Origin of the sequence: Sphingobium sp. Cam5-1 (assembly GCF_015693305.1) — a bacterium.
In the GTDB taxonomy this organism is placed as follows: domain Bacteria; phylum Pseudomonadota; class Alphaproteobacteria; order Sphingomonadales; family Sphingomonadaceae; genus Sphingobium.
This window is the reverse complement of record NZ_CP065138.1, coordinates 2,019,704-2,034,546: the sequence shown is the minus strand read 5'-3', so window position 1 is coordinate 2,034,546 and position 14,843 is coordinate 2,019,704. Positions and strand designations below refer to the sequence as shown.

The window sequence follows — 14,843 nt, the reverse complement described above, 5'->3', positions numbered from 1 at the left end:
CCGATTTCCCGCCGAATGCTCAGTTCGAATGATCGTGGTCCGCTACCTCAACGTATCGAAGAATCTCGTCTTCGACTGGGAGCGGTGCAAGAAGAAGCCCTGTGGTCCCGGGCTGGGGCTGTTTTCGATCATCCCGCGCAAAAGATTTGAGGCGGTCGCCTGATCTGATCGGCCCTCAACATCGCTATCGGGGAATAGCGCTTTTTTGGGTTCTGCCTCCAAGAATGACCTTGTCGGTGAATACCTCCGACGCCTCCCAATGATCTTGAACTTAAGCTCTTTTTTGCAGGGCTTGCGTCTCGGCGTACCAGCAGTAATCTATCCGGGCGCCGTCGACGCATGGCGCCGAGGCGTGAGAACCTCGTGCGAGATAAAATGGATCCGCCATCATTCGGCCGGGTGGCCGACGCGCATGTCCAAGCCGTTCGCGGCCAAAGGCGTTGGCGCATGTTCTCGTGCATGTTCTCAACACCCGGCTTCCTGCCGGCACCGCCTCGCCCGCTGCGAGGAGATGAGATCGATGCGATCCCAGGCCATGATCGGCGCACTACGTCACAAGACATGCGGCCCGCGCTAGGCACGGCCCGCGTGCCGCTGGACGAGGGCGATCCGCTGCCACCTGCCGATGACCGGGTGGCAGCCCCGATCTGTGTGGACGATCTTTACCGGACAGAACGGCCGGGCCTCATGCGCTTCCTCCATCGCCGAACTGCCGATGATCGCGCCGAGGATATCGTCCAGCAGGTCTTTGCCCGCCTGGTCGCACGCGCGGAGACTGATGCCGTATCCCTCAATGCCCCCGGCGCCTATCTGCGCCAGGCGGCCCATAATCTCCTGCTCGACGAGGCGCGCGCCGCCGTCCGCACACATCAGGCCCAGCATGTGTCGATCGACGATGTCGAAATAGGCGACGGAGATCCTGTCGCCTCCCTGGAGGCGCGCGACCGCCTCGCCCGCATCGAACAGGCCGTCCTGCGTCTCAAGCCGCTGACCCGGCAAATATTTCTCGCTTGCCGCCTCGATGGCTATAGTTACGCGGAAATCGCGGAACAGACGGGGCTGAGCGTGCGAGGCGTGGAAAAGCAGATGAGCCGGGCAATCAAGCAACTCGGGCGGCACCTTCGCCACCATGACTGAAGCGCCCGGCCCGATTCCACGTCGTATCCATGATACCGCCGGCGATTGGCTGGTGCGCCGCCAGCAGCATCCCGGCCCGGAGGTCGAGCAGGCCTTTGCCGCCTGGATTGCCGCCGATCGCCGCCACCGGATCGCCTATGAGCAGATAGAGCTGCACTGGGCGGACAGTGGGGGGCTTACCGGTAGCGAAGTCGGCCGGACCCGAAAATTGGTTCGCGCGCCTTTCCTGATGCGGCACAGCACCCATGTCGCGGCCGCCAGCCTTGGCGTCGTCGTGCTTCTCGGCATCGGAACGGTCGGCCTGGTGCGATACGGGGCACCCTTTACGCTCGTCGCACCGGCACAAGCCGCAACTTATGAAACCGCGCTCGGCGAAATCAGGACTGTATCGCTAGCGGACGGATCGCAGCTCACACTCGACACCGCCACGCGCGTCCATGTCTCCCTTTCCGCGGGCGAACGCCGCGTCTCGCTGGAGCGGGGCCGCGCGCGCTTTCGCGTTGCACAGGACAGCAAGCGCCCCTTCACCGTTGAGGTTCCCGGCGGAACTGTCGCTGCGCGCAGCACACTGTTCGACGTCAGCGTCGTAAGCGGAAGTCCCGTAATTGCGGTGCTCGAGGGACGGGTCGATCTCACCAGCACGGGCAGCGCCGCCTCCCGTCCGGGCCGAACGCTTGCCGCAGGGCAGACGGTAGCCCTGGACAATGCTGAGATCCCCCATCCGACGCCGGTGGGCGAAACCCAATGGGTTTCCGGCATGCTGGCGCTCGACGGCAGCCCGCTTGGCGAGGCCGTCGCCGCCATCAATCGTTACAACCGCATCCAGATACGCCTTGCCGAGCCTGATCTGGCTCGCTTTTCTGTCACCGGGGCATTCCAGGTGCGCGATCCAGACGCCTTCGCTCAGGCCGTGGCGGCAACGTTTGGACTCAGCATCGACCGATCGGATCCGGGTGTGATCCTTCTGCGTCCCGGTTCGTAGGACACCTTAGCCCTTCGCTGAAAAAACCTGTCGGGGGTTTTCAGTCCCCGGCGTCTCCCCGCCAACCAGCCACGTCGTGGCCAGGGGGGAGACACATAGCAATGGTTCGATTTCACGCGAGTTATCTGTTCAACAGCATCGCCGCCGTGGCGCTGGTGGCGGGCCCTTCGGTCGCACGAGGACAAGACGTAAAGCGCCATTCCGTTGAAGTGCCAGCGCAGGGCTTGAGCGAATCGCTCAAGGCGCTGGCACTTCAATCCGGCATCACCGTGCTCGCCGACAGCACGGTTGTCGCGAACAAGCAGGCCCCGGCGCTTCACGGAACCTATACGATCGAAGAAGCGCTGCGCATCCTGCTCGATCAATCCGGGCTGACCTATACTCGCATCGATGGTGGCTTCGTCGTGCGGCAGGGCCGCGTCGGCAGCGACAACCGCCCTGCAAGCAACCCGCAGGATATCGTCGTCACGGGAAGCCGACTGCGCGGGGCCGCGATTGCTTCGCCGGTTGTCCGGATCGGCCAGGAAGAGATACGCGATTCCGGCCAAGCAGGCCTGGGCGATGTCGTCCGCCGTATCCCGCAAAGCTTCGGAGGCGGGCAGAACCCCGGCATCGGCATGAACGTCCCCGATGCCAGCGGTGTCGATGTTGGCGGGGGCTCGTCCATCAATCTGCGCGGCCTTGGGAGCGATGCGACCTTGACGCTGCTCAACGGCCGGCGTCTCGCCTACACAGCTGTCCGGCAGAGCGTCGATGTTTCGGGCATTCCCGTCGCGGCGGTCGACCGCATCGAGGTCGTTCCGGACGGCGCCTCGGCGATCTACGGCTCCGATGCGGTCGCGGGGGTAGCCAACATCATCCTGCGCCGTGACTATGATGGCCTGGAAACCAGCGTTCGCCTCGCCAGAACCACAGACGGCGGTGATTTCCAGCAGCAATATGGCGCACTGGCCGGGCGCAAATGGGCATCAGGCGGTCTGTTCGCCGCCTATGAATATGGCAGCAACACCGCTATCCGCGCGAGCCAGCGGTCTTATGCCGCGACACGCTCCCCGGGCCTTGATCTGTTCCCGGCACTGCGTCATCACAGCGTCGTAGCCAGCGGACACCAGGACCTGGGCGGCGGCCTCACCTTCTCGGTCGACGGGCTCTACAATATCCGCTGGAGCGACCTGACATTTCCGACGGTGGCAGGTGGCGATCTCGATGAAGGCAAGGCGACCTTCTCGTCCGTCGACAAGTCCTTCGGCGTCGCGCCGACCCTTACGCTCGATCTGTCCGGCGACTGGCAGATTGCGCTTGGTGGAACCTACGGCAGGGAACGGGTCGACTATCATCAAGTCGAATGCGCTCTGACGGTGTGCAGCGATTCCGGTCCCAGCTTCTATCGCAACACCGCCAAGTCGGTCGAGATCGATGCCAATGGCGATCTCTTCCGTCTGCCGGGCGGAATCGCCAAGATCGCCATTGGCGGCGGCTATCGTGACATCGGCTTCCGGCGGTTCGTCGGGACCGGAAGCGCAGTCAACACAATCGCGTCCCAGGACAATCTGTTCGCCTTTGGGGAACTCAGCCTCCCCTTGATCGGCCCGGGCCAGAATCTGCCGCTTGCGACGAAAGTCGATGCCAGTGCCGCTCTGCGCTATGAGCGCTACCCCGGCATCGGCGATGTGGCCACGCCCAAGCTCGGCCTGTCATGGGCCATGACGCCCGACATCAGCCTGAAGGGAAGCTGGGGAAAATCCTTCCGCGCGCCAACGCTCTATCAGCAGTACCAGCCCCGCGCGGTCTACCTGTTTCCTTCCGCAGCCCTGGGCGCGACGGGGACGTCAGCGACGGCCGGGGCTATTCTCATCCTTGGCGGCAATCCCGACCTCAAGCCGGAAAAGGCGACGACGTGGTCGACCACGCTTGCCCTGCATCCACGTGCTTTGCCCGGAGCAAGCCTCGAAATCAGCTATTTTACCGTGCGCTATCGCGACCGGATCGTCGCGCCGATCACTCTGCTGTCCCAGGCGCTGAGCAATCCCATCTATCAGGACCAGATCATCTTCAACCCGAGCGAGACCGCGCAGACCGCAGCCATCGCCAGTGCGGGCACGTTCCTCAACATCACCGGGGTGCCCTATGATCCGGCGAACGTCGTCGCCATCGTCGACAATGCCAATCTCAATGCGGGACGCCAGCGCGCACGGGGCGTCGATGTCCTGGCGAGTTACAGTGCCGCGATAGCACAGAACCAGCAACTGCGCCTCTCGCTGGACCTCGCCTATCTCGAAAGCGACCAGCAACTCAGCGCAGATCAGCCAACCTATGACCTTGCCGGCGCGATCTTCAATCCGCCCCATTGGCGAGGACAGGCGGCAGTCGCCTGGACCGGTGGGAACCTGACGCTGGCGGCCAACGCCAACTATACCGGGGGAGTCAGCGACACACGCTCGACATCGGCTGTGAGCATCGGAAGCATGACCACGCTCGATCTCACTGCGCGCTATCGGGCCGATCCAGATGCCCCGCTCGGCGGACTCGAGTTCAGCCTGTCGGTCCAGAACCTGTTTAACGACAAGCCTGATCCGATCGCGACCTCGATACCCTACGACACGCCTTATGACTCGACCAACTATTCACCGATCGGCCGGATGATCGCCTTCGGGATCACCCGGCAATGGTAAGCGTGAACTTCTGTTACCGCCTTGGTTTTGCGGCCTTGTGCCTGCTGTTTCCCATAACGGCGCAGGCAAACTGCGACGACGTTCTACCTTCGGATGAAGCCCCCGTCAGGACAGGGAAGCGCGACCTCACAGCAGCAGACCTTATCCAGCTCCGCGAGATTGGCGACCCCGACTCCGCAGTTTTCAATGGCCCGAGCCCCTTCGCGGTCTCGCCGGATGGCGACCGCATCGCCTATATCATCAACCGCGCCGATCTTGCGACGAACACCTATTGCCGAGCGCTGGTCGTCAGCAGGCTCACGGGGGGCGGTCCACCGAGCATCGTCGATCGGGGCGGCGAACTCATCAAGATCATGGACGTGCAGCGCGGCTTCTACCTGCCGAGCGGTGCCACGCGTACCATTGTGCCGTCCTGGTCTCCAGACGGCCGCATGATAGCCTATCTGCGGCGCGACAACGGCGCGACCCAGGCATGGGTCGCACAGGCCGATGGCAGCGGTGCGCGCACCGTCACGCGATCTGCCGTTGACGTGGAAGCGGTGGCCTGGAGCAGTGATGGGCTACGGCTGCTCTACGGCACACGAAAAGGCGCGGCAGCCGTGCAAGCTGCGATCGATCGCGAAGGTCAGTCGGGGTGGCTGTATGATCGACGAATTTCACCGGAGATCTCCGCGCGGCCGATGACCCCGGCAACTGATGCGCTGGACGTGAGGGCCATCGATCTGCGTACCGGGTCCTTCACGCCGGCGACAGCCGCTGAGCAGGCTGCGGTGTCGCATGCGGCGCCCGCTGATATGCCGATCGATCCGAAAGCGATCGGATCAGATGGAAGCAAGGCCTATCTCGAGCGTCAGGAGAGTTCACCGCTGGCACCCGCCAGACTGGTCGTAGCAAACAGCAAAGGCAGTCGTCGTTGCGATGCCGATGCCTGTGCAGGCGGCATTCTCTCGCTCTGGCGGCAAGGTTCCTCGGTGCTCTTTCTTCGCCGGGAAGGTTGGGCCAAGGAAACAATCGCGCTTTATCGCTGGCGACCGGGCGCTTCGCCTCCCAAGCCCATATTGCGCACGACAGATGTGCTGCACGGCTGCGTGATGGCCGGAGCGGAACTGATCTGCACGCGCGAGGACAGCGCGACGCCGCGCAAGATCGTAGCCATCGACACGACCACGGGCCGTATGCGTACCATATTTGACCCAAATCCGGAATTTTCCGGCATTCGCCTGGGCTCCGTCACGCGCCTCAAGTGGCACAACAACCTTGGTCTTGAGGCATGGGGCGATCTGATCCTGCCGCCCGGTCACAAGGCAGGAACGAAACTGCCGATGGTCGTCGTGCAGTATCACAGCGACGGCTTCCTGCGCGGCGGCACCGGGGACGAATATCCGATCTTCCTGCTGGCCCAGCGCGGCTTCGCTGTCCTCAGCACCGAGCGGCCCACCTTCTTCGCGGCGGCCTTTCCCCAGCTCAGGACCTGGTACCAGATCAATGCTGCCAACCAGAAGGATTGGGGCGAACGCCGCAGCCTTCTATCCTCGCTCCTGACCGGCGTGCACATGGCGGTAGATCACGGCGATGTCGATCCCGCACGCGTCGGGATCACCGGCCTGAGTGACGGCGCTTCGACCGTGGCCTTTGCTTTGATCAACTCGAAAGCTTTCGCCGCGGCTGCGCTTAGTACCTGCTGCATGGAGCCCAATACAACGGCGACCTATGGCGGGATCGCCTGGGCGGAATGGCTACGCGGAATGGGCTATCCGCCAGCGACCCACGACAACCCGGACTTCTGGCGGGATATGTCGCTGGCCCGCAACGCGGCTCGGATTGATGCGCCACTGCTCATGCAACTTGCCGACAACGAATTCCGGCTGGCGCTTGAAGCCTTCGGTGCCCTTCACGAGCAGAACAAGCCGGTGGAGATGTATGTCTATCCCGACGAATATCATGTAAAATGGCAGCCGATTCACCGGCTCGCCGTCTATGAGCGCAATCTGGACTGGTTTTCCTTCTGGTTGCAAGGGCGAGAGGATTCGGATCCCGGCAAGATTCCGCAGTATCGTAGCTGGCGATCCATGCGGTCTGGCTCTCCTCAACCGCCTGTGCCGGTGCCAATTCGCTAGAGTCACAGGTCAAATCCTGATGCGCATTCGGATACGACGGCGACCGTGCCAAACGGTACAATGAAAGCAGGCTAGTTGATGCCAAACTTCGGATATCGCCCAGAGTCGGCAATGGCGACAGGGGGCGATTGCGGAGTGTCAGCTTGGGAGCGATGGGTCGCGACTTGCTGCCGTTTGGCAAGCAACTTGGATTTGGATTTTCGCCGGGGGTTGCGTGTACCACGGGATGTGCAATTGGCGGACACAATCAGACCTATTGACGCTAATGACGACTTTCTCCTGGGTAAGATCTGACTGGATCTGCGAGATTCGCCCACTCAGACCAAAAATGGCTGCTGCGCGTCGAACGCCGTGTCGCGCGCGCCAATTCGGAAGATGCCAGGCGATTGCGTGGGGTTGTTCAGTGATTTTCGTATGTTGCCAATAAACTTGTCATATCCGTCAGCGTATTTCCCGCCGTTCCAAACGACCTTCAGCGCCCCTGTAAACGCCCCGTTGAACGGGCCATCCATCGAGAGCTGATAGTCTTGGCAGCCTGAGAGCAGGATGACCGACGCGGCGACGTGATTCTTGGCCTCGCTGAGTTCTTCGCGTGAACCGATCTCGTCGTAGAAGTCCTTGTTGGCTAGATAAACTCGGCTCATCACATCCTGCGGCATCACACGCGGAACGCCCCCGGAGAACGCATCAACCAATTCGAACGAGACGCTATCGTCGCCGACTGCGCGCGCGGCGAGTACCGCTTGGACGTTGAGCAGATTTCCATGAAGCGCTTGCATCGCTGCTGTCTTGACCACGCTCCCACTGTGACAACTGTCCGACACGACAATGATGCGCACACCTGCCTTGAAGGCTGAGAGCGCATAAGAGAGCTCGTCGTCAATGAGCTGTCCGTCATACAGGCACCAAGTCTCGTCCAGTCCGTCGGGCTCGTCGCTGTTCAGATCTGGCACCTGCCCTCCGAAGGCGGATGTCAAGTCTGGCGATGGTTGCTGGTGTTGGAAGAAAGAAGTGACTGAATGACTGACCGGCCGGAGGCCGGTAGGATCACGTGGAGGGGCTGAAGCCATCCTTGTGGGTATGGCGGTCCAGGTAACGCATGATGATGTCATCGGTGATGTTGCCGGATGTGGTTGAGAAGTAGCCACGTTGCCAGAAGCGTTGACCCCAGTAGCGTTTGCGGATGTGCTCGAATTCCTGCTGGATTTTTCGCGATGACCGTCCCTTGGCGCGGCGCACGAAGTCGCTGACAGAAACGTGCGGCGGGATCTCTACGAACATATGCACGTGATCGCGGGACAGCGCGCCATTGACGATGATGACGCCCATCTCATCGCAGACCTGCCGGATGATCTCCCGCACCCTGAAGCGCACATCGCCGATCAGCACCTTGTACCGATACTTCGGTGCCCAGACGAGATGGTAGCGATGATGGAATGTCGTGTGACAACCGCTCTTGTAGCGCATAGCCTGTAACCTCGGGAAAAACGGAAGCTTCACGCCTTCGACGGCTTCCGTTTTTCCCGAGGTTACAGGCTTGCACGCGAGTCCATGGCTGAAGCCAATATCCGACTGGAAGTCGGAGGGGTTCCTCCTCAGAAGAGGACTCTAAACAACGGTTTGAGCGGATGTCGGGTTCGCTCTTCAGGCCGATGAAAATCTCGCGTAAGCATGGCGTAAGCACCTCGCGAACGGTATGCACCCGTAGCTCAGCTGAATAGAGCGTCGCCCTCCGAAGGCGAAGGCCACAGGTTCGAATCCTGTCGGGTGCACCAAAAACTCATAAAAACAAACTATTATGAGCTCTCAAAGCGGCGATCCAAGCGGTCTTTTTTAGGATAGAGTTGGATTGGCTACTTCATGACATGTTTAAGGGACAAGAGAGAGGCTCCATGCAGCCGCCGTGTAGAGCTACTCCGTCCGCCCTCAATCTCCCACCTTAACCGGCAGCCAAGACAAATCCTCGTCCATTGCGCCTCGCTCGATTCATACCGCTTCACGCCCATTCATAACCTCGGCTCAAATCGCAGAATCCTATGAATCAGCACCCAACCCATTTAGGAATCCCAAATGCCGAGCTGGCCTATCCTATATGAAATTTTTTTATGGCAAAAAAGACGCGTGAGACGAGAGTCCGTCGTCACTCGCAATTCTCTATTACCATCGCAAGGCCCTGCCCGCCACCGATGCACATCGTGATGAGACCATAGCGCCCGTCCGTACGCCGGAGCTCATAGAGTGTCTTAACGGTCAGGATCGCGCCGGTTGCGCCGATCGGATGCCCCAGGCTGATACCTGACCCGTTGATATTGGTCTTCTCTGGATCGAACCCCAGTTGGCTTGCGACGCCGCACGCCTGGGCGGCGAAGGCTTCATTGGCTTCGATCACGTCGATCTGGTCAAGGGTGAGGCCCGCGCGCTCAAGTGCCACCGGCACGGCCTTGACCGGGCCCAGCCCCATCACGTTCGGCGCGACACCGGCATGTCCCCAGCCAAGGACCCTGGCAAACGGCTGGAGCCCAAGCCGGTTTACCGCCTGACCACTCGCTAGCACGACCGCAGCCGCACCGTCGTTGATGCCACTGGCATTGCCCGCAGTGACGGTACCGCCCGTCCTGAACACCGGTTTGAGGCCCGCCAGCGCCTCAAGCGAAACCTCCGGCCGCACATGCTCATCGGTATCGAACAGGGTCTCGGTCTTGCGCGTCCTGATTTCGACCGGGACAATCTGCTCCTTGAAACGCCCTTCCGCGATGGCGCGGGCAGCGCGCTTGTGACTTTCCACCGCGAGTGCGTCCTGCTCTTCCCGCGTGATCTGACAGCGTTCGGCGATATTCTCCGCCGTCACGCCCATATGGATATTCTCGAACGGGTCGTGCAATGCGCCCAACATCATGTCCTGCAACGCCATATCGCCCAGCTTCTGGCCGAAACGGGTGCCCTGCACCATACGCGGGGCGTTCGACATGACTTCCGCACCGCCGCCGATCGCAATGTCACACTCGCCCAGCCTGATCGCCTGCGCGACCGAGACAATGGCCTGCAAGCCCGAGCCGCACAGCCTGTTGACATTCATCGCCACCGCTTCGACCGGCACGCCTGCATTCACGGCGGCCACGCGGCTGACATAGGCGTCCGACGGCTGGGTCGGCACCACTGTGCCGATCGCCACCTGTTCGACCATTTCCGCGGCCATGCCGGCGCGCGACAGCGCTTCCCTGATAACGATACTCCCGAGGTCGGCCGGCCGGAACGCGGCAAGCGATCCGCCGAAGGTGCCAATAGCGGTACGCGCACCACCCATAATGTAGATGTCGCTTAACTGGGTCATGGTCGATCCTTCTTTTCCTCCATGTCCGGGGAAGGCCAAAAATGGTCCGGAATGGCAAAATCACGGGGGAAACTGGCTCCCTCTCGCTCCCTCTCTCCGGCGTGAGGGAAGCATATCCGCTAGCGCATCAACACCAGTTCCTCGGCCATGCTGGGGTGCAGCGCCATGGTCGCGTCGAAATCATCCTTGGTGAGGCCTGCCTTGACCGCGATCGCGGCGGCCTGAAGGATTTCGGGCGCTTCATGGCCCAGCATATGGAGCCCCAGCACCTTCCCAGATTCCGCGCAGACGACCATCTTGTAGAGCCCGCGCTCATGGCGTTCGGCGAAGATGTTCTTCATAGGCCTGAAGTCAGAGGAATAGACCCGGATATTGCCATGGTTCACGCGGGCCTGCGCCTCGGTGAGCCCCACCCCGGCCAGCGGCGGCTGCGAGAATACGGCGTTCGGAACGCAGCCATAGTCGATTACTCGCGGCGTGCCGCCGAAGACCGTGTCCGCAAAGGCATGCCCCTCGCGGATCGCGACAGGCGTGAGCTGGATGCGGTCGGTTACGTCCCCCACCGCATAAATGCTCTCGCAGCTTGTGCGATTATGGCCGTCGACCGGAATCTCGCCCCTGAAACCAAGCGCGATCCCGGCATTTTCCAGCCCCAGCCCGTTGACATTGGGCCGGCGTCCCGTGGCGACGAGCACGATGTCGGCCTCGATCGGATCATGGCCGTCGAAATGCACGACGCGCGCCTCGCCCTCGCGCTTCTCAATCCGCCGGATCGGGCAATGGAAGCGATAGTCGATGCCGCGTGTCATGGTGATCTGCAACAGGCGGTCGCGCAACGATTCATCATAGCCGCGCAGGATCTGATCCGAACGGTTGACCACCGTCACATGCGCGCCAAGGGCGTTGAAGATGCCGGCGAACTCCATCGCGATATAGCCGGCGCCCTGAATCAACACACGCCCGGGAAATGTGGGCAGGTGAAACACCTCGTTCGAGGTTATCGCATACTCGATTCCCTCGACCTCCGGCATGACCGGCACCGCCCCGGTCGCGATGAGGATCACTTTCGCGCTGATCTCACGTCCGGAGGCAAGGCGCACCGCATGCGGCCCCGCTATCGTCGCGCGCTCGTGAAAATGCGCCACCTCATGCGCGTCGAGCGTGTTGGTGTAGGTTATCTCGAGCCGGTCGACATCGCGCAGCACGGTATCCCGCAGGCTCGCCCAGTCGAAATGCATCGCGTCGATGGTCCATCCATAGTGCGACGCGTCCCGCAGCTCCTCGGCGAAGTGCGAACCATAGACGAGCATCTTCTTGGGGACGCAGCCACGGATCACGCATGTGCCGCCGACGCGGTGCTCCTCCGCCACCGCGACTCTGGCACCATGTGAGGCGGCCACCCGGCTCGCGCGCACGCCGCCCGATCCCGCGCCGATCACAAACAGGTCATAGTCATATTCCGTCATGATCTGCTCCTGCTACCCTGACGCCGCCTTGTGATGCGGTGCGCCAGCTGATCAAAAAATGGATGGCGTTGCAGCGGCACGCATACCGGAATGCGGCACCGGCCAACGGATCACGGAAGGGCGCGAACGAGACGCGGCCAGCGTCCGTGCAAGGATGCCCGGAGGAGGCGACCGGCGTTCAACAGGCCGGCTCGGTGTCGAAACCACCCTCTTTCGCGTCGTTGAACCCGCCGAGATTATGGACTTTCTCATAGCCCATGTCCTTGAGGATCTTGCCCGCCAGCGCGGATCGGCCCCCGGACGCGCAGTAGACAATGATGATGCTGTCCTTCCGGAACGCCGGATCGTGATAAGGCGTGTCGGCAGCCGCCCGGAACTCGATCATGCCCCGCGAGACATTGACGGCGCCCTTGATCTTGCCGGTCGCAGCGACCTCATGCGAGTCGCGCACGTCCACGATCAGCACGTCACCCTGGGCCAGCCATTGCCGCGCTTCTTCCGGCGTGATCCGCGGCACGATGGCACATGCCTCTGCAAGCATATCGTTGAGGGAAATCGGCATCGTCCTGCCTCCTGATTGTGCATGTCGTTCGATTGCAAACAGCCCCGCCAATGCCGGTCGAGACTCAATTCCGTGCGGGCCCCGGTCGCCGGGCAGCCCCCGCCGGCAGGGGCCGCCCGCACATCCGCGGGCGGCCCCGTCCGATCAGAAATTATAATGAGCGGTGATGCCGTAGGTGCGGGGCGGCGCGTGCACCAGATAGTCGAACCCGAAGGCGTCCCGCAGGTTCAGGCCGTACATGAAGTATTTCCGGTTAAACAGATTGCTGCCCCACAGGCGGATCGAGAAGCGGCTCGACTCCCACCCCAGCGTCGCATTGACCAGAACATGCGACGGCGAATGAAGGTTCTGGTTTCCGTCCTTGTCATTGAAGGGCGTGAAATACTGCTTGCTGGTATAGATCAGGTTGGGCGAGAAAATAATGTCTCCGCTCCCCAGATGAGCAGCCGTCCACTCAAGCCCGGCATTGACCGTGACCTTGGGGGCGTTGGGCAGCTTGTTGCCGTCCAGATTGACGCCGGACAGGACGAGCTTGTCATATTGGGCATCAAGATAGGTGAAGGCGAGGTTCCCCTTCACCGTTGACGCAAGCCTTCCCGCCAGTTCCAGCTCCATGCCCTTGATCGTCGATCCAGGTGCGGACCGTATATAGCCGGTGGTTCCGATGACCTCGTTGAGCTGCTGGTTCTTGTAGGTCGTGTAGAAAGCCGCCGTCGTCATGTTGGCCAGACCACCGAACAGCTTTGTTTTCAAACCGACTTCATAGGCATTGACCGTTTCGGGCGGCACGAAGTCGATCGGGTTGCCGGCATAGAACTGGCTCGAGAACGAGCCGGCACGATAGCCGCGGCTGAAACTGCCATAGACCATGGCGCCGCCGTCAAACGTATAGTTCAGGCCGACTTTGCCGGTGAGGCGGCTGCTCTTCTTCTTGCCCGCGTTCTCCGGAACGATCGTGCCGTCGGGCTGGATCGAGCCATGCGTGAAGAGGATTGCCGCGGCCGCCGGATTCTGGGGATCAAAACCATAGGTCTCGAACGACGGGGCGATCGCGGGATCGGCGAACATGGTCAGGAAGGAATAGGCATTGTAAAGCCGGTTCGTATCCTTGGTATAACGCAGGCCGATGGTCACCGCGAGCTGGTCTGTCAGATTCTGGTCAAGCTGTGCGAACGCAGCATAGGAATTCCGTTCCTGCTGATATCGCTGATAGAAATACATGACCTGAACCAGGCGGTATCTTTCATTATCGGTGATCTTGTCCCAGCCATAATAGAGGCCGGCCTGCAGGTTGGTCCCGTGATTCTGGTACATGACCTTCAGTTCCTGATTGAACTGCTTGTACACGTCCCCGAAATAGTCCTGCAGGAGACCGACTTCCGGAGAGCCCGTCCCCTCCTGAGTCAGCTTCTGTTTCGCCCAGTCATAGGCAGAGAGCGACTGGACAGACAGCGTATCGGACAGTTCGTAATTGGCGACGAACTGGACGCCCGCATTCTTGACGTCACTATAGCCGAGGTCGGGCTGGTTGGTCTCGAAAAAACTCAACCCGTCGCTGGACCGATAATAGGTCGAGACACCCGAATCATTGTTCAGATGATAGATGCCCGCCTGCGTCGGCCTGCTCCTGCCGCCGGTGAACTTGAGATACATGTCCAGCCGGTCGGTCGGCTTGGCACGAATGATCAGGCGGCCGGCGACGGAATTCTTCGAATTCGCATCGGGTTCTCCGGGGGCGATATTCTTGACGAAACCATCGGCTTCCACATAATTGGCGGATGCGCGAAACCCGAGAACATCATCGATGAGCGTTCCTTCGATGGCCCCCTGCCCCCGGACTTCATTGAAGCGACCATAGCCGACCTCCACATAGCCGGTTGTTCCCGGGGTAAGGCTCGGCTTGACGGAAATGAAGTTGATCGCGCCGCCGGTCGTGTTGCGGCCATACAGGGTTCCCTGCGGACCACGCACGGCCTCCACACGCTCCAGGTCGAACAGCTGAAGCCCGTGCATGGTACGTGCACTGAGATAGTTGTCGTCTGAATAAATGCCGACCGGAGAAACCTGGTTGGCACCATATTCATTGCCGACACCGATACCGCGCATGGTGAAATTGGGCTGGGCATCGCCGAAAGCACTGGTCACCTGCAGGGAAGGGACCGCGCCACTGAGATCAGAACTCGAGGTCACGCCCTGCCGCTCGAGATCGCCCGGAGTAAGGGCCGAAACCGCGACCGGTACCTTCAGGAGTGATTGCGAGCGACGTTGCGCCGTGACAATGATGGCGGCGCCATCATCCGCGCCTGCTTTCGCTTCCCCCTTGTCGGCCTGATCCGAGCTGGCTGGGGTGGCGGAGGTCGCCTGAGGATTAGCCTGAGCCCAGGAAGGCTGGGCAATAAAGGCGGAACTCGCAAGAAGCGTCAAAACATATGATGGAATTTACCTCAATTTATCCTCCCTATATTACAATTTATATTTAAAAAATTATTTATTATTATTTCAAAACCCATCGAAAAAAGGCACAAAAAAACAGGTGCGCCACAATCAGGTTGCAGCGATTACAAATCATCACGTAA

11 protein-coding genes and 1 tRNA gene are annotated in these 14,843 nt (G+C 61.0%); 6 read left to right on the top strand and 6 right to left on the bottom strand.

The window, feature by feature from the left end:
- Positions 1–28: 28 nt before the first annotated feature.
- From IZV00_RS21345 to IZV00_RS10105, 5 genes are all read left to right on the top strand, one after another.
- Positions 29–163 (top strand): hypothetical protein, encoded by a 135-nt coding sequence (locus IZV00_RS21345; RefSeq protein ID WP_268934760.1) that lies wholly within the window; start codon positions 29–31, stop codon positions 161–163.
- 398 nt (positions 164–561) lie between these two features.
- A complete protein-coding gene (locus IZV00_RS10120) occupies positions 562–1,137 on the top strand; it encodes an RNA polymerase sigma factor (protein WP_196224534.1) in 576 nt (191 codons plus the stop codon).
- On the top strand, positions 1,130–2,119 hold the full coding sequence (locus tag IZV00_RS10115) for a FecR family protein (protein WP_196224533.1): 990 nt from the start codon (positions 1,130–1,132) through the stop codon (positions 2,117–2,119). Before IZV00_RS10120 ends, IZV00_RS10115 begins: the two co-directional genes overlap by 8 nt.
- A gap of 101 nt (positions 2,120–2,220) precedes the next feature.
- The gene (locus IZV00_RS10110; protein WP_196224532.1) at positions 2,221–4,791 is read left to right on the top strand and encodes a TonB-dependent receptor; all 2,571 of its coding nucleotides are present in this window, start codon (positions 2,221–2,223) and stop codon (positions 4,789–4,791) included.
- Positions 4,785–6,908, top strand: coding sequence for an Atxe2 family lasso peptide isopeptidase (locus IZV00_RS10105; protein ID WP_196224531.1), 2,124 nt, complete (start codon positions 4,785–4,787; stop codon positions 6,906–6,908). Before IZV00_RS10110 ends, IZV00_RS10105 begins: the two co-directional genes overlap by 7 nt.
- Positions 6,909–7,225: 317 nt before the next feature.
- On the opposite strand, the gene IZV00_RS10100 is transcribed toward IZV00_RS10105, so the two are convergent.
- Together IZV00_RS10100 and tnpA are read right to left on the bottom strand one after the other, a co-directional pair.
- A complete protein-coding gene (locus IZV00_RS10100; RefSeq protein ID WP_230463175.1) occupies positions 7,226–7,978 on the bottom strand; it encodes a caspase family protein in 753 nt (250 codons plus the stop codon).
- Positions 7,956–8,375 (bottom strand): IS200/IS605 family transposase, encoded by a 420-nt coding sequence (tnpA, locus tag IZV00_RS10095; protein ID WP_196224529.1) that lies wholly within the window; start codon positions 8,373–8,375, stop codon positions 7,956–7,958. Before tnpA ends, IZV00_RS10100 begins: the two co-directional genes overlap by 23 nt.
- A 231-nt stretch (positions 8,376–8,606) precedes the next feature.
- On the opposite strand from tnpA, the gene IZV00_RS10090 reads away from it, so the two are divergent.
- Positions 8,607–8,683, top strand: a tRNA-Arg gene (locus IZV00_RS10090).
- A gap of 365 nt (positions 8,684–9,048) precedes the next feature.
- Here IZV00_RS10090 and IZV00_RS10085 read toward each other — a convergent pair.
- The 4 genes from IZV00_RS10085 to IZV00_RS10070 form a co-directional block, all read right to left on the bottom strand.
- Positions 9,049–10,239: an acetyl-CoA C-acyltransferase family protein gene (locus IZV00_RS10085; RefSeq protein ID WP_196224528.1), complete on the bottom strand. Its 1,191-nt coding sequence runs from the start codon at positions 10,237–10,239 to the stop codon at positions 9,049–9,051.
- Positions 10,240–10,358: 119 nt separating this feature from the next.
- Positions 10,359–11,705: a glutathione-disulfide reductase gene (gorA, locus tag IZV00_RS10080; protein ID WP_196224527.1), complete on the bottom strand. Its 1,347-nt coding sequence runs from the start codon at positions 11,703–11,705 to the stop codon at positions 10,359–10,361.
- 178 nt (positions 11,706–11,883) lie between these two features.
- Positions 11,884–12,267, bottom strand: a complete 384-nt coding sequence (locus IZV00_RS10075) for a rhodanese-like domain-containing protein (RefSeq protein WP_196224526.1) — start codon at positions 12,265–12,267, stop codon at positions 11,884–11,886.
- 144 nt (positions 12,268–12,411) lie between these two features.
- On the bottom strand, positions 12,412–14,691 hold the full coding sequence (locus IZV00_RS10070) for a TonB-dependent receptor (protein ID WP_196224525.1): 2,280 nt from the start codon (positions 14,689–14,691) through the stop codon (positions 12,412–12,414).
- Positions 14,692–14,843 lie beyond the last annotated feature (152 nt).